Raw genomic sequence first — 25452 nt, 5'->3', positions numbered from 1 at the left:
ATGTCAGAGCGGCAGCGAGGTGCGCAAACCCAAGCGCCGGCGGGGAAGGCGTGGTTCGCCGAGGCGCGTTTCGGCATGTTTATCCATTGGGGGCTCTATGCGATCCCGGCGCGCGGGGAATGGGTGCGAAGCCACGAGCGTCTTTCCAAAGAGCGGTACCGACCGTATTTCGAGGAATTTAACCCGACGTCGTACGACCCGAAGGCATGGGCGAAGCTCGGCAAGGCGGCGGGCCAAAAGTACGCCGTACTGACGGCGAAGCATCATGACGGCTTCTGCCTGTTCGACAGCGCGCTGACCGACTACAAATCTACGAACACGCCGATCGGCAAAGACCTCGTCCGCGAATTCGTCGACGCGTTCCGCGCCGAAGGGCTGAAGGTCGGACTGTATTATTCGCTCCTCGACTGGCACCACGACGATTACCCGCATTACGGCGACCTCGTCCATCCGATGCGCGACGAGGAGTCGTTCCGCGGCAAGACGCACGACTTCGACCGTTACCTCGACTACATGCACGGGCAAGTGCGCGAGCTGCTGACCGGTTACGGCAAGATCGACGTCATGTGGTTCGATTTCTCGTACGAGCGCCTCCGGGGCGAGGCGTGGCGGGCGACCGAGCTCGTCCGTACGGTCCGCGCGCTGCAGCCGGATATCGTCATCGACAACCGGCTAGGCGGCAATATCAAGGCGGAGACGCCGGAGGAGTACGCCGGCGACTTCGCGTCGCCGGAGCAGGCGCTGCCGCCGCACGGGGTGCTGAACGAGGCGGGGAAGCCGATCCCGTGGGAAGCGTGCATTACGCTGAATAACCACTGGGGCTATAACGCCAACGATAAAGATTACAAGTCCGCGAAGGATATGGTGCGCGCGCTCGTCGAGTGCGTCAGCAAAGGCGGCAACCTGCTGCTGAACGTCGGACCCGACGCGCGGGGCGTCATCCCGGAGGAATCGGAGGATATTCTTCGCGAGATCGGCCGGTGGATGGACAAGAACGGCGCCAGCATCTACGGCTGCGGCCGCGCGGGGCTGCCGCGTCCCGACTGGGGCCGGTATACGCGGAAGGGGAACACGCTGTACGCGCATATTCTCGACAAAGGCGTCGGAGCCATTCACCTCGTCGGCCTGAAGGGAAAAATTCGGCGCGCGCGACGGCTCGCCGACGGGTCGGAGGTCGCCCTCGGCCACCTGTTCGCGCATCATTACCCCGAAGACGAGCTGATATGGATTCAGACGGCGCGGCTGCCCGACGAGATCGATACGGTCATCGAGCTGGAGCTGGAGCCGGGGGCGCTGCCGGAACAACAATAGCCAGATCGTACATGCCGCGACCATCCGGGACATGGCGTCCCGCCGGGCGGTTCTGGTAAAGTAAACATGATCCGGAAGCGATTCCGAACTACCTATCCAATGGAGCGTGAACAATATGACGACTCAACTGCGCGGCGCCGTCATCGGCTACGGCGGCGCGTTCAACATGGGCATGCAGCACGCGAAGCAAATGACGAAGAACGGCATCGCCTTCGCGGCGGCGTGCGACCTCGATCCGGCCCGCGCCGCGCAAGCGAAGCAGGACTTCCCGGACATTGACGTCTACACGAACCCGGACGAGCTGCTCGCGCGAGGCGATATCGATCTCGTTACGGTCATTACGCCGCATAACACGCATGCCGATCTCGGAAAGCGTATTCTCGCTTCCGGCAAACACGCGATTCTCGAGAAGCCGATGTGCATTACGGCGGAGGAAGGCTACGAGATGACGCAGCTCGCCCGCGCGCAGGGCAAGATGCTTTCCGTCTATCACAACCGCCGTTGGGACGGGTGGTACCTGACGCTGAAGGATCTGATGGCGAAGGGCATCATCGGGGACATTTTCCAAATCGAAATGGCGTTCGGCAGCTATGGTCGTCCGCTGACTTGGTGGCGCTCCGACAAGGCGATCTCCGGCGGCGCGCTGTACGACTGGGGGGCGCATCTGGTCGATTACGCGCTCGGCGTCGTGCCGGGCGGCATCCGCAGCGTGCGGGGCGTCGTGCATAACCTGCTGTGGCATGAATTCACGAACGAGGATCATGTGGACAGCCGCATCTATATGGAAAACGGCGCCACGATCGACGTCACGATCTCCAGCCTGACCCACGCCGCCAAGCCGCACATTCGGGTGCAGGGGACGAAGGGCGGCATCGTGGACGCGAACATTTTCGACGGGAAGCTGACGCTCTACACCGACCTCAACGGGGTGCGCGTCGAGACCGAGGTGCAGACGATGAAGGACCAGGGCGAGAAGTATTACGAAAATGTCGCCGACCACCTGTACCGCGGCGCCCCGCTGATCGTGACGGCCGAGAGCGCCCTGCGCAACATCGCCGTCATCGAGACGACGGAGCGCTCGGCCGCGGCGGGCCAGGAGCTGCCGGTGCCGTACGAGGAGCTGCATAAGTAAGGTTCGGGGCCGGCGGCATGCCGGCCTTTTGCGTTCCCCTGCGTAACGAAAGTTTTTTCGCTCGGCCGAGTTTCCAGTATAATAGTGGTGATCATGATGACGGCGGAGGCGACGCGGATGGAAACGAAGAAGAAGGCGGTGCTGCTCGGGGCGACGGGCTTGGTGGGACGCCGCGTCTTGGAACGGCTGCTCGCGTCGCCGGCGTACGAGCGCGTGACGGTCGTCTCGCGGCGGGCGCTGCCGGCGCGGGACAAGCTGACGCAGGACAAGCTGACGCAGGACAAGCTGACGCAGGTCGTGCTGGACGACCTTGCGGCGATGGACGGCGAGCCGTTCGAGGGCGCGGACGACGTGTTTTGCGCGCTCGGCACGACGATTCGGCAGGCGGGGACGCAGGCGCGGTTCCGCGAGGTCGACTACGAGTACCCCGTCGCGGCGGCGCGGCTCGCGGCGGCGGCAGGCGCCCAGCGGTACGTGCTCGTGTCGTCGATGGGCGCGGATCCGTCGTCGAAAATTTTCTACAGCCGCGTGAAGGGCGAGACGGAGGCGGCCGTCCGCGCGTCGGGCGTGCCGATGATTTCGATCGTGCGCCCGTCGCTCTTGCTCGGCGAGCGGGAGCAATTCCGGCTCGGGGAGCGCATCGGCGTCTGGGTCGCCCGCCCGCTGATGTTCGCGTTCGCCGGTCCGCTGCGCAAATACCGGCCGATCGAGGCGGACGACGTCGCGGCGGTCATGGTGCGCGTCGCGCAGATGTTCCTGCCGGGGACGCATGTGTACGAGAACGACCAACTGCATCGGATGGCGCCGAACTCTTAGGGCGTCGAGAAGGGAAACGGTACGCAAAGGAGGGAAATCATTGGCTCGAACGTTCAAAGCGGAAGGGCGGCGGATCGCGAAGGGGGTGCGCCTCGCGTTCGTCGTCGTCGCGATGCTGCTGTACGGCTACGCGTTCCCGGAGCTGGACCGCAAATATTTGACGGCGATGCTCGCCGCCGGCTGGATCTCCGCCGAGCTCGCGGCCTGGTGGTGGGTGCGCCGCCGCCGCGTCTCGAGGTCCGCGCGCAGCCCGGCCGGCGGTCGCGGCCGCGAGACGCGGGGGCGCGGAATTTGATAGGAGCGAGGGACGAAGCGCGAATGCCGATGCGAATCAGGAGCTTCATAGGAACGCATGACAGCGAGTGGGAGGACGAGCGGTTATACGCGCACGCGAGCCACGAGCTGACGATGATATTGGAAGGAAGCGGGCGGTTTCGGACGGAGCGCGGAGAGACCGCCGTCGAGAGCGGCCGCGTGCTCGCTATCCGTCCGGGCACCCTGCATTCCTTCCACGCCGTCACGCCGATCCGCTTCGGCGTCATCTTGGCGGACGGGGTCGCCGGGGCGGCGCTCCAGCGGTTCGAGGCGCTGCTCGGCGGCAAGCCGTACGCCGATTTGCGGCTGTCGCCCGCCCACAAGACGCAATACGAAACGCTGTTCCGCCTCTGGCTGCGCGATTTGACGTCGCCGGCTAAGGATCCGGATACGGCGTATTCGGCGTGGCTGCAGCTGTTTCTCGTCTTTCTGTCCGAGCACGGGGACGCCGGCGCGGAGGTGCTGTCCGTCGCCCGGGCGGCGGACTATATTCGCGAGCGGCTGCCCGAGCCGCTGTCGGTGGCGAGGCTCGCCCGGATGAGCGGGTTGAGCGAGGACGGGTTTCGGAAGCATTTTCTGAAAACGTACGGCATGACGCCGAAGCAATACCAGCAGCGGTGCAGGGTCGCCGAAGCGCAATGGATGCTGAGCTCGACGACGCGCAGCGTTCAAGAGGTGGGCGAGGCGGTCGGCTTCGCGACGATCCATGCCTTCTCGGCTTGGTTCAAGAAGGAGCTCGGGGTTTCGCCCAAGGAATGGAAGGCGTCGCTTCGGCTCAACCGGCCGGACGGCGCGCCCTCGTCGGGTTTCGAATAAATCGCGTCGGGTTTCTCGTAAAGACGGCCGACCCTCTGCCTCGTAAGATGAAAGTATTCGATCGACGAAAGGGTGCTGGGCAAGATGAAGCTGCAAATGGGCAAGGCCGAGCTGGACTACGGAACGGAAGTCGTCGAGCTGCGGGATTCGAACGATGTGTTGGGCGACGTCGAGGCGCTGCGCGCGCGGCTTCGCGAAGACGGCTACTTGCTCCTTCGCGATTTCCACGACCGGGCGCAGGTGCTGAAGGCGAGAGGCGAGTTTTTGGCGAAGCTGCACAGTATGGGAAGGCTGCATCCGGATTATCCCGTCGAGGAAGCCGTCGTGCACCCCGACAATAAATCCGGCATGTGGGGCGGTGGCGCGGAGGAGCTGAGGGCGGACTTTCCGACGTTCCTCGAGGTGGTGGAAAGCGAGCGGACGATGCGCTTCTTCGACGAGCTGTTCGGCGAGAAGGCGATGACGTACGACTATAAGTGGCCGAGAGCGATCGCGAACGGCGGCAACACCGGGGCGCACTACGACATCGTCTATATGGGGCGGGGAACGAAAGAGCTGTATACGATGTGGACGCCGTTCGGCGACATACCGCCGGAGCTCGGCACGCTCGCGCTGCTGCTGGGGTCCCAGCATTACGAGAAAATTAAGGCGAGCTACGGACAGATGGACGTCGACCGCGACAATGTGGCGACCGGCTGGTTTACCGAGGACCCGGTCGAGATGATCGAAAATTTCGGCGGCACGTGGGCGACGACGACGTTCAACGCGGGGGACGTCATTATTTTCGGCATGTTCATGATGCACGCGTCCTTCAACAACACGACGAACCGGTACCGGATCAGCAGCGATACGCGGTACCAGCGGGCGTCGGAGCCCGTCGACGACCGCTGGGTCGGACGGAAGCCGAAGGCGCACTACGCGTGGGGCAAGGTGCCGCCGAAGCCGGTGAGCGAAGCGCGCAAGGAATGGGGCGTATAGACGTTCGGGATTGACGGGGCCGTCGTATCGTTGTAAATTTGTATTATAATTAAATACAAATTCGGGAGGGCCTCATCGATGTCTTACGTTACGTTGACGGAAGAACAGAAAGCGTTTTATCATGAGAACGGCTATCTGATCGACCTTGCTCCGGTGTTTACCCCGGAGGAGATGGCGACGCTGAACGAGGAGCTGAAGCAGCTTCAGGCGTACCTCGAGCCGGGCGAGAAGATGCAGCATATTCGGGAATGGCATATGAGCAGCAAGTGGCTGTACGACATCTGCACGCATCCGCAAATTTTGGCTTACGTCGAAGGCATTCTCGGTCCGAACTTCTACATGTGGGGTTCGCAATTTTTCGCGAAGCCGCCGAAGAGCTCCGACACGGTCGCATGGCACCAAGACGCTTACTACTGGCCGCTCTCTCCGCATCATTCGGTCACGGTGTGGCTGGCGTTCACGGACGTCGACGAAGAGAACGGCGCGATGAAGGTCATCCCGAAGACGCATAAAGCCGGCTTGATCAAGCACAACACCGTTTCGAGCGATTCCGTCTTGGCGCTGGAGCTCGAGCAAGGCACCTTCGACGAGCGGGACGCCAAGTCGCTTACGCTGCGCGCCGGGCAGATGTCGCTGCACGACGACAACATCGTGCACGGCTCGCCGGCGAACGGCTCGGACCGGTGGCGCACGGGATTGACGATCCGCTATTCGGGCACGAACGTAAAGTGCGACTTGTCCCGCGCGCCTCAATTTAAGGCGTACCTCGTGCGCGGGGTCGACGAGTTCAAGCATAACCCGGAAGGGATCGTGCCGACGGAGCGGTTCGCCAGATTGCCGAAGGAGCTGCATATCGCCAGCACGGACGAAGTCAAAAGCTAATACACGTTAGGAATGTAATCTTCCATGTCATTGTACGGGACGCTCATCGATCAACTGACGAAAGACATTATCCAAGGCGTCTATGCGGGCGGCTCGCCGCTCCCGACCGAACAGCTGCTGTGCGAGCGGCACGGGCTGAGCCGGGTCACCGTCCGCAAGGCGCTGGAGGAGCTGAAGAAAGACGGCTTGATCTCGAGCGTGCAAGGGCAAGGCACGGTCGTCGCCGACCGCCGCGGGGGCTATGCCGGCTCCCTCGACCTGATCGCGCTCGTCTCGGCTACCCATAACCCGTTCTTCGCATCCTTCATGGAGCACTTCGAGAAAACCGCGGAGGAGAACGGGTCTTTGGTGCTGTTCAAGCAAGATTTCCAGGGCGACGCCTTCCAGTCGGATCAGCTGTTTTTCCGCTTCGTCAAGAAACACATTCGCAACGTAGTGCTGTGGCCGCAAACCGACCGGATCGACTTCGGGCTGCTGCGCCGCCTAAGGACGGTCGGCATGAATCTCGTCTTCTTCGACCAGCCGTTCGAGAGCGACGTCGCGGACGTCGTCAGCGTCGACCACCGCGACGCCGTGCTCTCGCTCGTCGACGATCTGCGGGCGCGCACGGACGGGAAGCTCGTGTTTATCGGTTTCCACGGCGTCGAGCTGCCGAGCGAGACGGCGCGGGAGCGAGCGTTCCGCGACGGGATGCGGCCGGGAGACGAGATCCGGACGATTCCGTGGAGGGGGCCGGTCGAGCAGGAGATCGAGCGCCTGTTCGACGAACTGACGGCGGAGGGAACGCTGCCCTGCGGACTGCTATGCTGCAACGGGCCGGTCGGGATCGCCGCGGCGAAGTCGCTCCGCGCGCGGGGGCTCGAGGCGGCGTGCCCGCTCGCGGCGATCGACCTGCTGCCCGACATGGCGGGCTTTCGGATGACGGCGTATCGGCAGCCGATGAAGGAGCTGGCGGAGGCTTCGTACCGCCGCTTGGCGGTCCAAAGCAATCAGGGCGAGCATTGGCAGGCCGGGACGTACCTGCTGCGAGGGGACGTCGTGCGCCTGTAACGGGAGAGGTGCGATTCCCCGGACGTAAACAAAGAAACCTACGGGCCCGCTTGGACGCCTGTAGGTTTCTTTGTTTGTTCCCGGCTGCCTATAGGTAATGAATTCTCGAGCCGTACGCCTCGAGACGGCGGCGGTTCGTCTCCTCGGCGCCGTCGATGTTTGCGGAGACGAAGACGGGCGGCTCGACGCCGGCTTCGATCAGCAGCTCGAGCGTCCGCGCGACGACGGCGTGCAGCATCGCGACGCCGACGACCGTCGACGCGGGGCCGGTTTTCTCGGACAAGCCGTCGATGGCGAGCACCGCGTCCCCCGGCGGACATAACAGGTCGAGCGTGTAATCCGCCAGCTCGAATAACCGTTTGCCGCCGGCATGGCGGCTTTCGACGCGTTCGGAATACGGCACCGACGTCAGCGCGACGACGGCGACGCCCCGCGCCTTGGCCCACAGCGCCATCTCGATCGGCACGGCGTTGCGGCCCGACACCGAGGCGATGACGAGGACGTCGCCCGGGCGAACCGGCGATTCCTCGAGCACCGCCTCGGCGAGCCCGGACAGCCGTTCGAAGCGAGTCGTGAGCGTGACGGGCGGCTTCTCGAGTGTCATGCCGGGCAGAAACAACGGATTCATGAGCAGGAAGCCGCCCGCGCGGTAAAACACTTCCTGCGCGAAGATGCTGGAATGACTGCAGCCGGTCACGAAGAGCGTGCCGCCGCGCTGCACCGTTCGCGCGAAGAGCGCGGCCGTCTCCTCCATCGCGGTTCGCTGCTCCGCCTGCGCCCGCGCCAGCAGCGCCCGCACCTCCTCGAAATACCGATCGACCGCCGTCCCGGACGGCTTCGGCGCGCCGGTCATAGGGACGTCTCGGCGTAACGCCGGTACATCGTCTGATTGAACGCGTCGCTCCCCGGATAATTAATCGACTTGAGCACGGACGGCGGCTTGCCGAGCGCGAGCAGGTTTTCCGTCGCCTGCGCCGTCACGGCCCACATGATCGCGGCTGCGGCGATGCCCGAGGCCGGGCAGATCGCCGCCTCGAGGCCGGGCGCCTCCACCATCGCGTCGAGCGGAGGGGCGCAGTTGTCGAGCACGAGATCCGCCGCCTCGAACAGCCGCTTCCCGCTTGAATGGTCGCTCTTCAGCATCGAGGAGTACGTGACGCTCGTCATCGCGATCACGTACAGCCCCATGCGCCGCGCGGCGAGCGCGAGGTCGACCGGCAGCGCGGACTTGCCAGACACGCTTCCGATAATAAGCACGTCGCCGGGCAGCGCCTTGCTCGCCCGAAGGGCGAATTCGGCCAAGCCTTCGAGGCTGCGGTCCTTCGCCGCCAGCTCGGGCCGGTCGCGCACCGCGTCGTCCACCTCGAAGCGCACGCGCAGCGCATGGAACGCCGCGAACCCCCCGGCCCGGTTAATCAGCTCGCTGTCGAGCATATGCCCGGTATCGTATACGTGAATGCAGCGGCCTTCGCTCATCGCCGTCGAGACGGCTTCGGCCGCTCGTGCGATGGGCTCCGCCTGAGACGTCTCGATGCGTTCCACGAGCGAGCGCAATCGATCGAAATACGTTCGGACCAACGACATGGCTAGTTCCCTCCGCGTTCCTTGAATTCCCGGGGCGTTATCCCGGTGAGCTTCTTAAACATCTTATGAAAGTAGATCGCGTCGGCATAGCCGACGGTTTGAGCGACCTCGTACATTTTCAGATCGGGATGGTCCAGCAGGAACCGCTTCGCCTTCTCGATCCGCAGCCGATTCAAATAATCGGTAATCGTCTCGCCGGTCTTTTGGCTGAATTGATGGCTGATATAGCTCGGGCTGAAGCCGATCGCGGTCGCGAGCCGTTTGAGATCGAGCCGGTTCGCGTATTCTTGCTCAAGCAGACGGTGAATTTGCGCGACGAGCGTGTTGCCGCCCGGCCCTTCCTCCGCCGCGTCGGCGGCTTCCGGCTGCGGCGGCTTCTTGCCGCACGCCTCGAGCAGCCGGAACAGCTGCGATTTCTCTACCGGCTTCAGCAAGTAATCGGTGACGCCGAGACGGAACGCCTTACGAGCGTATTCGAACTCGCTGTAGCCGCTAAGCACGATCGTCTGCAGTTCGGGCAAGCGCTTGCGAACGTGTTCGATGAGCGAGAGGCCGTCCATGAACGGCATCTCGATATCGGTGATCAGCACGTCGAGATCGCCGGGTTCCATAGCGATGACGTGCGTCAGCGCTTCCCGGCCGTTCGAATACGAGCCGACGATCTCGATTTCCAGCGGCGAACGCTTCAGCACCGCTTCGATGCCCTTGCGGATGCGCTGCTCGTCGTCGACGACCATGACCTTGAGCGCCATATGCGAGCCTCCTTTATGCCTGCTTCTTCCGGTCGGGCGCATCGAGGTAAGCGCCTTGCGCCTCCGGACGCTCCGCAGCCCCCGCCGCTCCCGCCGCGCCCCGCGTACCCGGCAGATGCAGCGTAACGACCGTTCCGCGTCCGAGCTCGCTCGAGACGCGCAGTCCGTATGGCGTCCCGTAATGCAGCTGAATGCGCTCGTGCACGTTGCGAAGGCCGATGCCGTTGGAGTTCACCTCCGCGGAACGGTCGGTCAACCGTTCGGTCAGCCGCTTCAGCTCCTCCGGGCCCATGCCGACCCCGTCGTCCCGAATATGGAAGAGCACGCCGTCGCCCGCGCGCTCGGCGGAGATGCGGATCGTGCCGGAGCCCTCCTTTTGCTTGAAGGCGTGGTAGATCGCATTTTCGACGACGGGCTGGAAGATCAGCTTCAGGCATTGGTAGCGCAGCATCGCTTCCGGAATGTCCTCGACGAGCACGAAGCGGTCGGAGAAACGGAAGTTTTGCAGCGCGAGGTAATTGCGCAGGTGGACGAGCTCGTCCTCCACGGTCACCAGCGGCTGTCCCTTGTCCACGCTGTACCGCAGCAGCCGGCCGAGCACGTAGATCATATCCGCGGTTTCTTCGTCGTCGTTCGCTTCCGCCGTCATGCGGATCGTCTCGAGCGTGTTGTAGATGAAGTGCGGATTAATCTGGTTCTGAAGCGACTCGAACTCGACTTCCTTCTTCCGGTCCTGCGTCCATTGAATTTCCCGGAGCAGCGCCTGAATCCGATCCAGCATCGCGTTGAAGGTGCGGCCGAGCGAACCGATCTCGTCGCTATACTTCACGTTGAAGCGCACGTTCAAGTCGCCGCGCTGCACCTTCACCATAAGCAGCTTCATCTTGCGGAGCGGCCGGGTCAAGGCGTACGTGATGATGATCGAAATGACCAGCGCGAAGGCGACGATCAGGAGCGTGCTCGCGTCCGAAAACTTGCGGACCTCCTCGGCCTGCCGGGTAAATTCCGAGACGGGCACGTAGACGAACATTTTCCAGCCGGTGCGATTCGACTGCTCGTAGATGACGCGGTAAGAGACGCCGTCCTCGTCGAACAGGAACGAGCCCTTGGGCTCCAAGGCGCGCTGCACGAGCGGCGAAGACGCCGGCAGCGTCTCCGAAATGCGGCCCCGGTCGCTATGGTAGACGACCCGGTTTTCCGCGTCGACGAGCATCGTCTTTCCCTTCGTCACTTCGTCGAGGTCCGTAATCCATTGCTCGAACGCGCTAAGCCTCGTATCGAACGCGATGAAGCCGATCGGCAGCCGGGTGTGAAGATCCTTCAGCTCGCGGACGACCGTGAACGCGTAATACGAGTACCGGCTGTCGTCCGCGGAAAGCTCGGTAGGCACCTTCTGCGTGCTGATGAGCCGCGGCGAGCCGCTGCCTTGCGCGGCCGCCTCCCGCCAGAGGGGGGCGACGTCCGCGAGGTCGATGCGCTTGCCGTACGATTTCACGTTGTAAAACACGTTGCCGTAGTTATCGAACAAATAGACGGAGACGGTGTCCGGTTTGATTTTGTTCAAATATTGAAGATACGCGTTCAAAAAATCGACCTTCTCGAGGTTCGTGCCCGGGGTCGCCAAATACCGCATGACGTTTTCGCTAAGGCGCGGGGAAGACATGTAGAGCGGCATGGCGGACATATTGAACAAATCCTCGACGTAGTCGTCGAGCCTTCCCGTGTTCTTGTGCGCGATCTCCGACACGTACGAGACGGTCTTCGCCTCGCTCAGCCCCGCGTAATGGCGATAGGCCATGAAGCTGACGGCGAGAATCGGGAGCGACAACAGGAAGACGAAGACCGCGATCATCTTGGTTTGCAAGTTCATGTTGAACGCGACGGACAGCATCGCGTTCCAAAGCCGTGACATCGACGCGCGGAAGCTTCTCATCCGGTCCGACCCCCCCCTCGTGCCGACGATCCATTAAAGGTGAGACTATTTTACTGCACCGGTCACGATTCCGGCAAACACATATTTTTGGGCGAACAAAAACAGCGCGATCAGCGGCAGCATAATAATCAGAATGGATGCGGAGATGTATTGCCACTCCGTCGTCCGCCCGGCGACGAACCGCATCAAGGTCGTGGAGACGACGCCCAGCTCCTGCGCGGGCATATACAAATACGGAATGTACATGTCGTTGTAAATATTGATCGACTTTATAATCATCATCGTCGTCACGGCGGGCATGAGGAGCGGCAGCACGATGGACCGGTAAATCCGGAACAGGGAAGCGCCTTCCACCATGGCGGCCTCGTCGAGCTCGTACGGGATCGTCCGGATAAATTGCAAATAGACGTAGAGCTGCATGATATCCGTGCCGATGTACAAGACGACCGGGGCGTAGATCGTGTTAAACAAACCCAGCGACTTGATGACCGTAAAGATGGCGACCTGCGTCGTGATGGTCGGAATGAAGGCGATGGCGATGTAGATTGCCATGACGTATTTCTTCAGCCGGAATTCGAACCGGCCGAGCACGTACGCGGCCATCGTGCCGATCAGAAGATTCGCGGCCAGCGAGAGCGCCATAATGTATCCCGTGTTGCCGAACGCCTGCAGCATATTGCCCGCGGACAGCACATACTCGAAATTTTCGAAATTCAGGAAGCTGCGGGGCCAATCGAACACATGCGACTGCGCGAATTCCTGCTGTCCCTTGAAAGCGTTCAAGAAGACGACATAGGGCGGGAACAGAATGGATAACACGCCCAGCCACAGGAACGCGTATTTGAGCCATTGCACCGGGCGGAACAGACGGGCCGTCATGAATCCCACCTCCGGATGACGAGACGCTGCGCCAGCAGCACGACGGCGACGATCAGGATGAGGACGACGCTCATGCTCGAGGCGAGGCCGAAGTTCGCGAATTCGAACGCCGTGTCCACCGTCTTCGTCACGAACGTCTCGCTCGAGCCGAGCGGACCGCCTTTCGTAAGCAGGAAGGGCAGCTCGAACGCCTCCAGGGCGCCGATGACCGTCAGAAACAGGTTGAGCTCGATGACTTTCACGATGCTGGGGAGCGTGATCGACCGCAGCAGCTGAAGCCGATTGGCGCCGTCCATCTTCGCCGCTTCGACGATGTCGGACGGAATGGATTGCAGCGCCGCCAAATAGATGACCATATTGAACCCGACGTTTTTCCAGAAGCCGACGAAGGCGAGCGAATGGTTCACGAGCTCGGGGCGGCCCAGCCAGCTGATTTTAACCGGCTCCGAGGCGAACAGCGACAGCAGCGCGTTCAGCGAGCCGACCTGCGAATGGTACAAATAGTTGAACATGAACGCGACCGCCGTCCCGTTCATGATGAACGGCAGGAAGAGCAGCATGCGGTAGACGTTCCGGCCGCGAATGCGGGAATTGAGCAAGACGGCGAAAAACAACCCGACGACGTTTTGGAACAATCCCCAGACGAAGTAGACGGCATTATGGCCGAAAATGGTGAAGATCTCCGGATTCGTGAGCACGTTCCGGTAATTGGCGAAGCCGACCCACGGCATGTCGGGCAAGTAGCCGTTCCATGCCGTAAAGCTCAGGCGCAGCAGCTGCAGCGTCGGATAGACGCCGAAGACGGTCACGAGCGTAACGGGGACAAGCAGAAAGCCGAAGATCAACAATTTTCTCTGCCATTTATAGGACAACGAAACGTGCGGCATAGTCGCTCCTTTCTCCCGGGGTGCGCGGACGGCACGCCGGGGGACGGGGAGTCGTTCCCCCCGTCCCGGCGTCGAACCGCCGACCTCAAGCCTGTTGGATTAGAAGCCTAAGCTCTTCTTCGCATCCGCATATTTCTTGCCGTACGCGTCGAACACGGCCGCCATATCGGGGGAGGTGACGGCTTCCTGCATAAACTTGATCGCGTCGAACTGCATGTGCTGCTCGACCTTCGTCGCGTCCTGGCTCGGCGGGTCGTACGGCAAATACGTCGGATTGAAGCTGTTGAACTCGGCAAGCTGCGGAATGTTGGATTCCCGCGTCTTCAGCGTCGGCAATAAGCCGGAATCGTTCGCGTAGTCGCTCTCCTCGAGCAAAAATTTCACCCAAGCCTTCGCGGTCGGGATATTGTCGCTCGTCGCGCTGACGGCCCAGTGATAATCGCCGCCCAGCACCGCTTTATACGTGCCGCTGTTGTCGTACGGGAACGGCACGAAGCCGAAGTCGGCGGGATTGCCTCCGCCCGTCGTCTCCATCTGCGGGAGCAGCCACTGGCCGATGAAATACATGCCGGCGCGGCCTTGCGCGATGTCCCGAATGCTGCCCTCCCAGTCGGTGGAGAACAAGTCCGGCTCGACGTAGCCGCCGTCGATCAGCTTCTTCAGCACGCCGAGGCCTTGCCCGATCGGTCCGTCGATTTGCAGCGGCGGATCGCTCTTGAAAATCAAGTTATGGTAATTGATCCCGTCGGGGGTGAGGAACGTCGCGATGTCGTAGTAATACTGCGCCGTCCAGCCGTCCTTGAAGTCGGTGTTCATGGCGACGAGACCGGCCTTCTTCAGCGCCTCGGCGGCCGCCCAAAATTCGTCCAGCGTCTTCGGCGGACCCGAAAGACCCGCGGCGGCGAACGCCTTCTTGTTGTAGATGATCCCGTTCGTTCCGGCACCGGACGTAACCGTGTACAGCTTGCCTTCGTACATCCCGGTCTCCTCGAGATGAATGTTCCCTTTGAGCCCGAGGTCGTCGAGCGGCACGTACAAGGACGGGAAATTTTCGAGCACCATGTCCGGCGGCGACAGCACGTCCGGCACCTCGTTGGCGGCCATCCGCACGCGGATCGTCTGGCCGTAGTCCGGGAGGCCTTCGATCTTCACGTCCGTCACGTTCGGATATTTTTCTTTAAACTTAGCGACATACGCGTCGAACAAGCCGCTCTCGACGAAGTCCGTGCGGTGCGTCGCCCACGTAATTTCGCCCTTGATCTCGGAGTCGGCCGCTGCCGGCTCCTCGGAAGCCGCCGGCGTCTCCGAGGCCGTCGCCGCCGGCTTCTCTGCGGGCTTTTCCGCGGGCGGATTCGACGTGCCGGCGCCGCCTGCGCAGGCGGTCGTTACGAGTAGAAGGAACGCCATGACCCATGCTGCCGATTTTCTTCGCATACTGAAAATCCTCCTTTTTTGACGTTACTGATTTCATCTTTGATTCCGCCGCTGCGATGCGGCTCCTTTAACTGTAGACGAGTTTTCCGACGATTCTAAATGGTTTGCGTTTTAATTTCTTGTCTTTGGTTTCGATTTCGGCGGTTTTTTTGTTAGCGCTTCCACCCCCTGCGGAAAATAGCGAAATTAAAGACAAGAAAAGAAAATCTCGTTCATTGCTATCCGCGGGTCGGCTTCCTATAATAGGCAACGACGGGAGGTGCGGCCGCAATGCCGGTCATGGGATTGAAAGACGCTTATTTCAAGTACGTATGGCATCACAACGCTTGGGACGAAATCGCCCGCGCCGCCGAGCGGCGCCGGATCGAGGTCGTGTGCGGCAGGCGGGACAGCGCCGCCTTCCAAGCGGTGGTCGGCGACGCGGAGGCGCCGTTCTCGCTGACCGTGGGCGGGGATCCTTACTTTTATAAAGGCGGCAGACGGAAGATCGCCCGCCTCGAAGTCGCGCCGGAGTCCCCCGGCCTCCGTTGCGAGGTCGCGTTGATCGGCTTCGCGGACGACGACGAAGGCCGCAAGACGGCGGATCCGATCCTCGAGGCGCAGGCCGTCGACGTGGAGCAGCGCCGGCTGCAGTCGGTTTGGATCGAGTTCCATGCCGACGCGTCGACGCCGCCGGGCGTCTATCGCGGGACGGTCCGCTTGTACGTCCGGGAGCTGTTCGAGGACGAGACGCTCGCGAGCGAGTGCGACTACGAGGTGCGCGTCGTCGCGCGCACGCTGCCGGAGCCGCGGGATTACCGCTTCGATCTCAACCTGTGGCAGCATCAATCGAATCTGGCGCGCAAATACGGCGTGCCGTATTGGTCGGAGGCGCACTTCGCCTTAATAGAAGCGTATATGGAACCGCTTTCGCGCCTCGGGCAAAAGACGGTGACGACGATCGTCTCGGAAGCGCCTTGGTCCGGTCAGAACAGCCATCGCGACCGGGAGCCGTCCGATTTGTTCGAGTATAACATGGTTCGGGTCGTCCGGCGCGCCGACGGCGCGTTCCATTACGACTATTCCGCGCTGGATCGGATCGTCGAGCTGGCGGACGCCCGCGGCATGGCCCGTTACATCGACGTATTCGGCCTGCTCAGCATTTGGCAGGACCCGGCGGCCGGGTACGGCTCCGTGGCGGAGGGCGACCCGGACGGACTCCGGGTTCGCTACTACGACGAGGGCGCTCGCGTCTACCGCTTCATGCGGGAGCTGTCGCAGCTAGACGACTATATTCGCGCGCTGGAGCGCCATTTCGCGTCGCGCGGCTGGACCGATCGGGTGCGCATCGTGGCGGACGAGCCGGACGACGTCGAGCGGTTCGAGCGGCGAATGGCCCGGCTTCGCCGGCTCGCGCCGTCGCTCAAGCTATCGGTGTGCATCAATCATCTGACCTTCCTCGAGCATCGCTTCGAAGGCATTACCGACTACGTGCCGTATCTCGGCTGCGCCGCGGAGAAGTACGACCGGCTGCAGGAGATCCGGGCCGAGACGCCGGGGCGCTTCCAGTTTTACGTGTGCTGCCAGCCGAGGCGGCCGAACAGCTTCCTCGTCTCGGAGCCGCTCGAGAGCCGCGCGCTGCCGTGGCTCGTCGACCGGCTCGGCCTCGACGGCTTGCTGCGGTGGAGCGTCTACGCGTGGCCCGACAGGCCGAACGAGAAGGTCTCGTACCGGCCGTCCGAGTGGATGGCGGGCGACACGCTGCTGGTCTACCCCGGCGCCTCCGGCAGGCCGATGCCGAGCCTGCGGCTGAAGTGGTTGGAGCGGGGCATCCGCGATTACGAATGGATGCGCCTGCTTCGCGACGAGGGCTACGGCGACGAGGTCGATGCGGCGATGCGCGAGGTGTTCGCCTTCGAGCATCCGCGCGAGCTCGCGCCGCTTCTCGCCGGCGGCCCCGCGCGGCCGCCGTGCGCGCTGCGGACCGAAGCGTACGATCGATTGTTCGATATCGGGCTCGGAGCGGCGGAAGAGGAGGCGGCGCGATGAGCTGGGATCCGTTCGCATACCGGCTGCGGTTCGCCGTCCAGCCCGGGCACCGCGAGGACGAAAAGCTGGATCGGCTCGTTCGGCTGTGCGAGGCCGCGGCGGTCGACGACGTGATGTTTTTTATGAATCAGGAGGAGCTGAACCGCGGCCATCTAACGCTCGAGGAGACGAAGCCGTGGATGGACGTCGTCGCGAAAGGGAAGGCGCGGCTCGACGCGATCGGCGTGACGACGTCCTTGAACCCGTGGACGAGTTTGCTCGGCGCGGACCGCGGCCGTACGCTGCGCCCGTCGCAGCGCTTCCGGCTGATGGTCGATCCGTACGGAAGATCCGCGACGGCGCAGGCTTGCCCGCTGTGCGAGGACTTCCGCGGTTATCTCGCGGAGATATATGCCTGCTACGCGGAGCTGAAGCCCGACACGATCTGGGTCGAGGACGACTTCCGCTTCCATAACCACGCGCCGCTCGAGTGGGGCGGCTGCTTCTGCGACGCGCATATGGCGCTGTTCGCGGAACGCGCCGGCGTCCCCTCGCTCGACCGGGCGTCGTTCGTCCGCGCCGTGACGGCGCCGGGCGAGCCGCATCCGTATCGGCGCGTCTGGCTTGACGCGAATCGGGAGGCGCTCGTAGGCCTTGCGGGCGTCATCGCGTCGGCCGTGCACCGCGTCTCGCGGGAGACGCGGCTCGGCCTCATGACGAGCTGCCCGGACATTCACGCCGCCGAAGGGCGGGATTGGCGCGGCATCTTCGAGGCGTTCGGCGGCGGGCGGAAGCCGGCGGCGATCCGCCCGCACCTGCCGGCTTACACGGAGGACAGCGGTTATAAATATTGGTGGCGCTTCAATGCGGTGTCGCGGCCGACGGCGGCGCTCGTCCCGAGCGAGACGCCGATCTACCCCGAGCTCGAAAACTACCCGTATACGCTATACAGCAAGTCGGCCGCGTTCCAGCGGTTCCAGACGGAAACCGCCCTGCTGCTCGGCAGCGCGGGCATTACGATGAACATCCTCGAGATGGGCGGCAACGGCACGTACCCCGCCGAGCGGCCGGAGGGGTGGATGCGCGAGACGAAGCCGTACTTGAACGCTGTCGCCTCGCTCGGCCTGCATGCGCAGCGGCAGCGCGGCGTACAGACGCTGTTATTCGAGCGAAGCGCCTACACGCTTCGTACGGCGTCGGGCGAACGGCTGGAGGAGCTGTACCCGCAGGAGACGTTATGGGCCAGCCTGTTGTCGGCGTACGGCGTCGCGAACCGATTCGCAGCGAACGGCGCGCTCGACGAGGAGGCGGTCGCCGTCTCGGGGCAGGCGCTGCGCAACGCGGCGGAAGCCGGGGACGGGGACGCGCTCGCGGCGTTGTTTCGCGGACGGTTCGTATTGCTGGACGGCGAAGCGGTGGAGACGCTGCTCGACATCGGCCGTGGAGATTTGCTCGGCATCCGCGGCGCCCGGTGGCACGAGCCCGAAAGCGGATTTCAATCTTACGAACAGGTGACGAACGGGGAGACGTACGCGGAACTCGAGGAGGCGCGAATGATCGTGCAAATTTTCGCAGGCTCGCACCTCGAGATCGACTACGACGAGGCGCCGGACGAAATATCGGCGGTGATGAACCCCGACGGGCGCCGCGTGTCCGCGGGCATGGCGGTCGCGCGCGGGAACGTCTTCATCTTGCCGTACGGCCGGTTCGGCGGCGGCGTCGCCGGGTCCCATGCGCTGCTGAACCCGATTCGCAAGGAAGCGGTCCAGCGGGCGATGGAGCGCTGGGCGGCTAGCGAAGGCGAAAGCGCGCGGCTGCCGGCGATGGTGACGAGCTACAGCCCGCACTTGTCGGTGTACGCGTTCGAAACCGCCGCCCGCGGCCGGGTCTATGCGCTCGTCAACGCGTCGATGGACGAGATCGACGGGTGGGAGCTTCGCGTCGAGGACGAGGCCGGCGCGGCGCGGTGGACGATGTACAGCCGGTCGGCGCCCGAGGGGGCGCCTGTCGAGGCGTCGCGGGGCGGCGGCGGGCGCGTGGCGTTCGCGGGGCGCATCCCGCCGCTGTCGACCTGCGTGCTTGCCTGTGCGCTTACGAACGACGGAAACAACGAGGAAGGGGGCTAAGGGGATGCCGATGCATACGAAGAAGGAAGACTGGAAGCCGCTCGAGCGGATGCCGACTCACGAGCTGCGTTTCGACGAGGCGATCCGGCGTTGGGACGAGGCGCTGCCGCTCGGCAACGGGATGGTCGGCTGTTTGATTTGGGGCGACGGGGCCCCCTTGCGCTTCAGCCTAGACCGCGGCGACGTGTGGGATTTGCGGCGGGCGCCGGAGACGCTCGATCCCGGGTTCACGTATCGGGAGATGGTCCGCCTCGCGCGGGAGGGCGATCAGGAGGGGCTGCGCAAGCGTTTCGATGACTTCTACGGCGATTATCCGTACCCGACCAAGCTGCCGTCCGGCGCGCTCGAATACCGGCTCGCCGCTCCGGCGCGCCGGGTCGTCAGCCGCCTGCCCGTCGCGACCGGCGTCGCCGAGGTGCGGCTCGCGGACGACGAAGGCGAGGCGGTCGTGCGCTGCTTTCTGCATGCCGAGAACGAGCTCGGCTATTTGCGCATTGAAGGAACCGGCGCCGCAGCGGCCGGCGAGCTCGCCGTGCTGCCGCCGGATTACGCGGGCAAGCGGGAGCAATCGTACGCGGAAGACATGGTCGTCTACGGCAATCTGATGCAGCTCGGCTACCCGGCCGCCGACGAGCGGGCGGAGGACGGCATGCGCTGGTTCGAGCAGCAAGCCGCCGAGGGGCTCGCGTACGCGATCGTGCTCGCCGAGCGGCGCGCGGCGGACGGCGCGCGGGAAGCCGTATTCGCCGTCGCGACGAACGGCGCGGGCGACGGCTGGCTGGCGGAGACGAAACGCCGCGTCGCGGCGGCGCTCGAGACGGGCTTCGAAGCGGCGCTCGAAGCCCACGCCGCCTGGTGGGCGCGGTATTGGGCGCGCAGCGCGCTGTCGCTGCCGGACGAGGAGGCGGAGTTCCAATGGTATTGGAACAATTACCTGTTCGCTTCGACGTCCCGCAAAGGGTGTCCGCCGATGCCGCTGCAAGGCGTCTGGACGGCGGACGACGGCAAGCTGCCGCCGTGGAAGGGCGATTATCACCATGATCTGAACGTGCAGCTGTGCTATTGGCATTATCCGAAGGCGAACCACCTGGAAGAAGGCGAAAGCCTGCTTGATTTCCTGTGGGCGCTCCGTCCCGAGGCGCGAAAATTCGCGTCGGATTTCTTCGAAGCGCCGGGCATCAACCTGCCGTCGGTCATGACGCTCGACGGCGCCCCGATGGGCGGCTGGCCGATGTACAGCTTCAGCATCGCCAATCAAATTTGGCTGTGCCAATGCTTCGACCATTACTGGCTGTATACGGGAGACGTCGATTTCCTTCGGGAGAAAGCGTACGTCTACTTGTCGGAGACGGCCGAATGCATCGCCGCATGGCTGAAGCCGGGGCCGGACGGCTTGTTGGCGCTGCCGGTGTCGAGCTCGCCCGAAATTTACAACAACTCGCTCGACGCGTGGCTGACGCCGAACAGCAACTACGACCTGTCGCTCATGCGCTGGCTGTTCGGCCGCCTCGCGGAGCTGGCCGTGCGCCTCGGATACGCCGAGGAGGCGGCGCGATGGAACGGACTGCTCGCGCAGCTGCCGGAGCTCGCCGTGAACGAAGCCGGCGTGCTGATGCTCAGCCCGGACGACACGCTGACCGAAAGTCACCGCCATCATGCGCATCTCATGGCGATCTATCCGCTGAAGCTCGTGCAGCCGGACCGGTCCGAGCGGGAGAGGTTCATTTTCGATGCGTCGATTCAGGATTTGGAGAAGTATGGCCGAGGATTGTGGACCGGCTACTCGTACGCTTGGGCGGCGGCGATCTATGCGGCCGGCGGGAACGGCGAGGCGGCGCTGTACCATCTGCAGCAGATGTGGAGGCATATGTGCTCGCCGAACGGCTTTCACGTCAACGGCGATTTCCGCCATACGGGGATGAGCTTCTTCCACTATCGTCCGTTCACGCTCGAGGGCAACTTCGCGGCCGTCGACGCGCTGCAGGAGATGCTGCTGCGCACCGACGGCGAGACGATCCGGCCGCTCCCCGCGCTGCCTCGCGCTTGGGCGCGCGGCGCCGTCGCGTTCGACGACTTCCGCGGCGAGATGGGCGCGCTCGTCTCGATCCGCGCCGAGGGCGGCGCGCTGCAGGCCGTACGGCTGTACGCGGAGCGCGACGGGGCCTATCGGCTGCGGAACGCGTTCGGCGCCGAGCGGCTCTGGATCGAGGGGCCGGAGGGCGGCCGCATCGTCGAGACGCCGCGGGGCGGCGAGCTCGTCGTCGCGCTGGCGGTCGGCGAAGCGTGCCTCGTGCGGCCGGCAGGGGAGGCGGACCGATGAGCGGCGGCGGCATCGTCAAGCTGGCGATTCTCGGCGCCGGCGCCCGGGGGCGCATCTACGCGAACTACGTGCTCGCGCATCCCGAGGAGGCCGCCGTCGTCGCCGTCGCCGAGCCGAACGCCGAGCGGCTCGCGGCGATGCAAGCCGACTTCGGGCTGCCCGCGTCGGCGTGCTTCGCCGATTGGACGGAGCTGCTCGACGCGGCGCCGGAGGCGGACGGGGTGCTGATTTGCACGCAGGACCGCATGCATGTGGAACCGACCGTGCGGGCGCTCGACCTCGGCTATCACGTGCTGCTCGAGAAGCCGATGGCGACGGAGGCCGGCGACATTCTCGCGATCGGCCGCAAGGCGCGCGCGTCGGGGCGGGTGCTCTCCGTCAGCCACGTGCTGCGTTATGCGCCGTTCTTCCAGACGATCAAGCGGCTGCTGGACGAGGGCGCGATCGGGCGGCTGATGACGATTCAGCACAACGAGAACGTCGGCTATTATCATCACGCGCATAGCTTCGTGCGGGGGCCGTGGCGCCGCGCGGACGAAGCGAGTCCGATGATCATGGCCAAGTCATGCCACGACATGGACATTCTTTTGTGGCTCGCGGGCGCGGATTGCGCCGAAATTTCCTCGTTCGGGGCGCTCTCGCATTACCGGGCGGACCGCGCGCCGGAAGGCGCCGCCGACCGCTGTCTCGATTGCCCGTTGCAGGACGAGTGCATCTACAGCGCGCCGAAATTTTATTTGAACCCGGAAAACCTCGGATACACCGCTTATGCGACGCAGGATTTCAGCCGGGAGGGCATTCTGAAGGCGCTCCGGGAAGGGCCGTACGGCCGTTGCGTCTGGCGCTGCGACAATGACGTGGTGGATCATCAAGTCGTCAACCTCCGGTTCGAAAACGACATCACCGCCGCCTTCACCATGACGGCCTTCACAGCCGCCAACAACCGCACCATCAAGCTGATGGGCACGGAAGGCGAAATTCGCGGCTCGATGGAGCGCAACGAGCTGGAGCTCATCCGCTTCGGCGGGAGCGGTCCGGTCGCGGTCGAGCTGCCTCGCGTCGACGGCCCCGTCGGCCACGGCGGCGGCGATCAGCTTCTGCTCGGCGACTTCCTGCGCCTCGTGGCGCAGGGCGGGAAAGAAGAGGGGCTCACCTCCGCCGCGAAGTCGGTGCAGAGCCATCTCATGGCGCTGGCGGCGGAACGCTCCCGCGTGGAGGGACGCATCGTGCGAATGGAGGAATACGGGCGATGAACGAGACGAGGTACGTATTGGCCGAACGGGGCCGCACCGATTGGACGATCGTCGTCGGAGGCGGGGCGACCGCGGCCGAGCGCCGCGCGGCGCGGGAGCTGCAGGCGCACCTTCGCGAGATGTCCGGCGCCGAGCTGCCGATCGTCGACGGCGCTTCGGCGCCGCGAGCGGCGCGCGAAATTCGCGTGGGCTTCTGCGAGGGCGCCGCCGAGCTCGGCGATTTCGCGCCGGAGGAGCTGGCGTTCGGCGCCGAGGAATTCGCCTTGCGATCGGCCGGCGGCGCGCTGTGGATCGTCGGCGGCCGCCCGCGCGGCGTGATCTACGGCGTCTATGCGTTCCTCGAGCGGTATTTCGGCTGCCGGTGGTTTACGGCGACCGTCAGCCGCGTGCCGAAGCGGGAGACGCTCGAACTCGCCGGACCGATCGACGTGCGCGACAAGCCGCGTCTCGAGTATCGCGAGCCGTTCTTTACCGAGGCGCGCGACCCGGATTGGGCGGTCCGCAACCGGGTGAACGGCCATTTCCCGCCGCTCGACGAGGAGCGGGGCGGGCGCGTGCGTTACGTCGAGCCGTTCGTTCACACCTTCGACGCGCTCGTCCCGGTCGCCGAGCACTACGACGCGCATCCCGAATATTTCTCGGAGGTCGGCGGCGTGCGGCTTCGCGAGCAGACGCAGCTATGCTTGACGAACGAGGACGTGTTCCGGCTGGCGCTCGCGAAGCTGCGGGCGTGGATCGACGAAAACCCGGAGGCGAGCATCGTATCGGTATCGCAGAACGATTGGGAGCATCCGTGCGAGTGTCCCTCCTGCCGGGCGATCGACGAGGCGGAGGGCAATTACAGCGGCACGCTGATCCGATTCGTCAACCGGCTGGCCGAAGCGCTCGAGGTGGACTACCCGCGGCTCGCGATCGACACGCTGGCCTATCAGTACACGCGTAAGCCGCCGGCGCTGACGCGCCCGCGCCCGAACGTCATCGTGCGGCTGTGCAGCATCGAATGCTGCTTCTCGCATCCCTTGGCGGCTTGCGGCGAGAAGCTGCTGCTGAAGAACAGCAAGGGGACGGGCGACTCCTTCACGGCCGACCTGATCGCATGGGGACGCATCTGCGAGCGGTTGTACGTCTGGGATTACGTGACCAACTTTTCGAACTACGTGCTGCCGTTCCCGAATTACGGCGTGCTGCAGCCGAATTTGCGGCTGTTCGCCGAAAACAACGTGAAGGGCGTGTTCGAGCAGGGCAGCTATTCGGAGGGCGGCGGCGGGGAGTTCGCCGAGCTTCGCGCTTACCTGCTGGCGAAGCTGCTGTGGAATCCGGACGCCGACGCCGAGGACATCGTCGACGACTTTCTCGCGGGCGTCTACGGCCCCGGCGGCCCGCGCCTTCGCGTCTACCTCGACGAATTGACGCGCGTCGCGTCGCGGCCGGAGCTGCACGCGAGCATCTACGACCGGCCCGACGCGGGCTACTTGACGCCGGAGCTGCTCGCGCTCGCCGACCGGTGCTTCGAAGAGGCGGAGGCGCTCGCGCCGGACGAGGCGACGCTGGACCGGCTGCGCCGGGCGCGGCTGCCGATCCGCTACGCGAAGCTGTGCTTCTTGCCGCCCGACGCCCCGGGGCGGGACGATGAGCTCGACGGGTTCCTCGCGGACGTGGAGCGCGCCGGCATTCGCCAGCTGACGGAGCACGTTCCCGCGCGAACGACGATCGAGCGGCTGCGGGACGGCGTCTGGTTTACGCACTTCGCCCGGTACGAGGGCGGCTGGAGCCCGTTCGACGAGGCGCTGGCGAAACCCGCGGGCGCGGCCGGCGCCGCCGAGGCGGCCGCCGCGAGCGCCGCGGGCGATTCGGGCAACGCCGGGGACGCCCGCGTCGATGATGCGAACGATTCCGCTCGATGACCGCCGCCAGGGCGCGGCCGGCGCGATCGAGGCGGGGCGGTTCGCCCTCAGCGTCGACAGCGGCGGCACGAAGATGCGCGCGGTGCTGTTCGACGCCGATCTCCGCTACGTCGCCTCCGGGGAGGGCGGCGGCGCCAACGCGAACTTCGACGCGGCCGCGTCGATCCGCGAGCAGTCGCTGCGCTGTCTTGCGCCTTGCCTCGAGGCTTGCGCCCCGGGCTCGATCGCGCGCGCGTACGTGACGGCCCTCGGCGCGGCGGACGCGATGAAGGAAGCGCTGCTGCGTCACAGCCCCGGCTGCGAGGTGCTGCTTCTCTCCGAGGGCGAGGCGTGCCTTCGGGCGGGACTCGGACGCCGCGAAGGGACGGTGGCGCTCGCCGGCACGGGCTCGATCGCCTTCGGCATCGAGGGCGGCGCGCAGACGGCGCTCGGCGGCTGGGGCAGCTGGATCGGCGACGAGGGCAGCGGCTACGACATCGGCCGCCGGGCGATCGCGGCGGCGATTCGCGCGGCGGAGGGGCGAGGCCCGCGGACGGCGCTGACGGAAGCGATCGTCGACGGCCTCGGCTTGGGCGCGCTCGAGGAGCTGCTCGGGCGGCTGCACGGCGCGCCTTCGCCGCGCGCCTTCGTCGCCTCCGTCTGTCCGATCGCGGCGGCCGCGGCGCGGGGCGGCGACGCCGTCGCGCTCGCGATCTTCGAGGCGGCCGGGGAGGAGCTCGCCTCGCTGACCGCGGCGATGCTGGACGGCCGCCCCGCGCTGCGGAGCCGTCCCGTCACCGTGGCGGGCAGCGCTTGGAAAGGCTGCCGCGCGATGTTCGAGCGCTTCGAGCGCGAGTTGACCGCGAAGCATCCGGGCGTCGCCGTCGCGCTGCCCGCGTTCGAGCCGGTCGTCGGCGGCGTCTTCGAGGAGGCGTTCGCCCGGTTCGCCGAACGAAGCCGCGGCGCGCGGACGGACGCGTCGCCGCCGGAGCCGCCGGCGAACGCGCTGCCGGCGGAGGCGCGGCGAACGATCGAGGCCGAGTTCGAACGGTTCCGGTACCGCACGGCGTGGAATTAAACATCATTCGAGGAGG

General features: G+C 64.8%; 21 protein-coding genes. 14 read left to right on the top strand and 7 right to left on the bottom strand.

The window, feature by feature from the left end; genetic code table 11:
- The 8 genes from VEZ38_RS01000 to VEZ38_RS00965 all read left to right on the top strand — a co-directional run bounded on the left by VEZ38_RS01000 (position 1) and on the right by VEZ38_RS00965 (position 7300).
- A complete protein-coding gene (locus VEZ38_RS01000; RefSeq protein ID WP_324891040.1) occupies positions 1-1311 on the top strand; it encodes an alpha-L-fucosidase in 1311 nt (436 codons plus the stop codon).
- Positions 1312-1426: 115 nt separating this feature from the next.
- Positions 1427-2443 carry a Gfo/Idh/MocA family oxidoreductase gene (locus VEZ38_RS00995; RefSeq protein ID WP_324891038.1) on the top strand — a complete coding sequence of 339 codons (1017 nt, stop codon included), beginning with the start codon at positions 1427-1429 and terminating at the stop codon, positions 2441-2443.
- Positions 2444-2560: 117 nt separating this feature from the next.
- On the top strand, positions 2561-3259 hold the full coding sequence (locus VEZ38_RS00990) for an NAD(P)H-binding protein (RefSeq protein WP_324891036.1): 699 nt from the start codon (positions 2561-2563) through the stop codon (positions 3257-3259).
- Between the two features lie 40 nt (positions 3260-3299).
- A complete protein-coding gene (locus VEZ38_RS00985) occupies positions 3300-3554 on the top strand; it encodes a hypothetical protein (protein ID WP_324891034.1) in 255 nt (84 codons plus the stop codon).
- 23 nt (positions 3555-3577) lie between these two features.
- Entirely contained in the window at positions 3578-4390 is an 813-nt protein-coding gene (locus VEZ38_RS00980) for an AraC family transcriptional regulator (RefSeq protein WP_324891032.1), read from the top strand.
- Positions 4391-4474: 84 nt separating this feature from the next.
- Positions 4475-5368, top strand: a complete 894-nt coding sequence (locus VEZ38_RS00975; RefSeq protein ID WP_324891030.1) for a phytanoyl-CoA dioxygenase family protein — start codon at positions 4475-4477, stop codon at positions 5366-5368.
- A gap of 78 nt (positions 5369-5446) precedes the next feature.
- Entirely contained in the window at positions 5447-6250 is an 804-nt protein-coding gene (locus tag VEZ38_RS00970; RefSeq protein WP_324891028.1) for a phytanoyl-CoA dioxygenase family protein, read from the top strand.
- Between the two features lie 24 nt (positions 6251-6274).
- Positions 6275-7300: a GntR family transcriptional regulator gene (locus VEZ38_RS00965; protein WP_324891026.1), complete on the top strand. Its 1026-nt coding sequence runs from the start codon at positions 6275-6277 to the stop codon at positions 7298-7300.
- An 88-nt stretch (positions 7301-7388) separates the two neighbouring features.
- On the opposite strand, the gene VEZ38_RS00960 is transcribed toward VEZ38_RS00965, so the two are convergent.
- From VEZ38_RS00960 to VEZ38_RS00930, 7 genes are all read right to left on the bottom strand, one after another.
- Positions 7389-8153 carry an SIS domain-containing protein gene (locus VEZ38_RS00960; protein ID WP_324891024.1) on the bottom strand — a complete coding sequence of 255 codons (765 nt, stop codon included), beginning with the start codon at positions 8151-8153 and terminating at the stop codon, positions 7389-7391.
- The gene (locus tag VEZ38_RS00955) at positions 8150-8884 is read right to left on the bottom strand and encodes a sugar isomerase domain-containing protein (RefSeq protein WP_324891022.1); all 735 of its coding nucleotides are present in this window, start codon (positions 8882-8884) and stop codon (positions 8150-8152) included. Before VEZ38_RS00955 ends, VEZ38_RS00960 begins: the two co-directional genes overlap by 4 nt.
- 2 nt (positions 8885-8886) lie before the next feature.
- Complete coding sequence (locus VEZ38_RS00950; protein ID WP_324891020.1) at positions 8887-9636, bottom strand: helix-turn-helix domain-containing protein; 750 nt, start codon at positions 9634-9636, stop codon at positions 8887-8889.
- 13 nt (positions 9637-9649) lie between these two features.
- Positions 9650-11569: a sensor histidine kinase gene (locus VEZ38_RS00945; protein ID WP_324891018.1), complete on the bottom strand. Its 1920-nt coding sequence runs from the start codon at positions 11567-11569 to the stop codon at positions 9650-9652.
- A 45-nt stretch (positions 11570-11614) separates the two neighbouring features.
- Positions 11615-12448 (bottom strand): carbohydrate ABC transporter permease, encoded by an 834-nt coding sequence (locus VEZ38_RS00940; RefSeq protein ID WP_324891016.1) that lies wholly within the window; start codon positions 12446-12448, stop codon positions 11615-11617.
- A complete protein-coding gene (locus tag VEZ38_RS00935; RefSeq protein ID WP_324891014.1) occupies positions 12445-13335 on the bottom strand; it encodes a sugar ABC transporter permease in 891 nt (296 codons plus the stop codon). The genes VEZ38_RS00940 and VEZ38_RS00935 overlap by 4 nt, the downstream gene beginning before the upstream one ends.
- A 99-nt stretch (positions 13336-13434) precedes the next feature.
- A complete protein-coding gene (locus VEZ38_RS00930) occupies positions 13435-14769 on the bottom strand; it encodes an ABC transporter substrate-binding protein (RefSeq protein WP_324891011.1) in 1335 nt (444 codons plus the stop codon).
- A gap of 270 nt (positions 14770-15039) precedes the next feature.
- On the opposite strand from VEZ38_RS00930, the gene VEZ38_RS00925 reads away from it, so the two are divergent.
- The 6 genes from VEZ38_RS00925 to VEZ38_RS00900 are packed head-to-tail and all read left to right on the top strand — an operon-like array spanning position 15040 to position 25436.
- The gene (locus tag VEZ38_RS00925; RefSeq protein ID WP_324891010.1) at positions 15040-16797 is read left to right on the top strand and encodes a DUF4091 domain-containing protein; all 1758 of its coding nucleotides are present in this window, start codon (positions 15040-15042) and stop codon (positions 16795-16797) included.
- Positions 16794-18902, top strand: a complete 2109-nt coding sequence (locus VEZ38_RS00920; RefSeq protein ID WP_324891008.1) for a hypothetical protein — start codon at positions 16794-16796, stop codon at positions 18900-18902. Before VEZ38_RS00925 ends, VEZ38_RS00920 begins: the two co-directional genes overlap by 4 nt.
- 4 nt (positions 18903-18906) lie before the next feature.
- Positions 18907-21222, top strand: a complete 2316-nt coding sequence (locus VEZ38_RS00915; protein ID WP_324891006.1) for a glycosyl hydrolase family 95 catalytic domain-containing protein — start codon at positions 18907-18909, stop codon at positions 21220-21222.
- Entirely contained in the window at positions 21219-22475 is a 1257-nt protein-coding gene (locus VEZ38_RS00910; RefSeq protein ID WP_324891005.1) for a Gfo/Idh/MocA family oxidoreductase, read from the top strand. The genes VEZ38_RS00915 and VEZ38_RS00910 overlap by 4 nt, the downstream gene beginning before the upstream one ends.
- Positions 22472-24379 carry a DUF4838 domain-containing protein gene (locus VEZ38_RS00905; RefSeq protein WP_324891003.1) on the top strand — a complete coding sequence of 636 codons (1908 nt, stop codon included), beginning with the start codon at positions 22472-22474 and terminating at the stop codon, positions 24377-24379. The genes VEZ38_RS00910 and VEZ38_RS00905 overlap by 4 nt, the downstream gene beginning before the upstream one ends.
- Positions 24354-25436, top strand: a complete 1083-nt coding sequence (locus VEZ38_RS00900; protein ID WP_324891001.1) for an N-acetylglucosamine kinase — start codon at positions 24354-24356, stop codon at positions 25434-25436. The genes VEZ38_RS00905 and VEZ38_RS00900 overlap by 26 nt, the downstream gene beginning before the upstream one ends.
- Positions 25437-25452 lie beyond the last annotated feature (16 nt).

It is taken from the genome of Paenibacillus sp. (genome assembly GCF_035645235.1).
Taxonomy (GTDB): Bacteria; Bacillota; Bacilli; order Paenibacillales; family YIM-B00363; genus Paenibacillus_AE.
The sequence above is the reverse complement of the archived record's forward strand: the minus strand, read 5'-3'. Positions and strand labels throughout refer to the sequence as shown.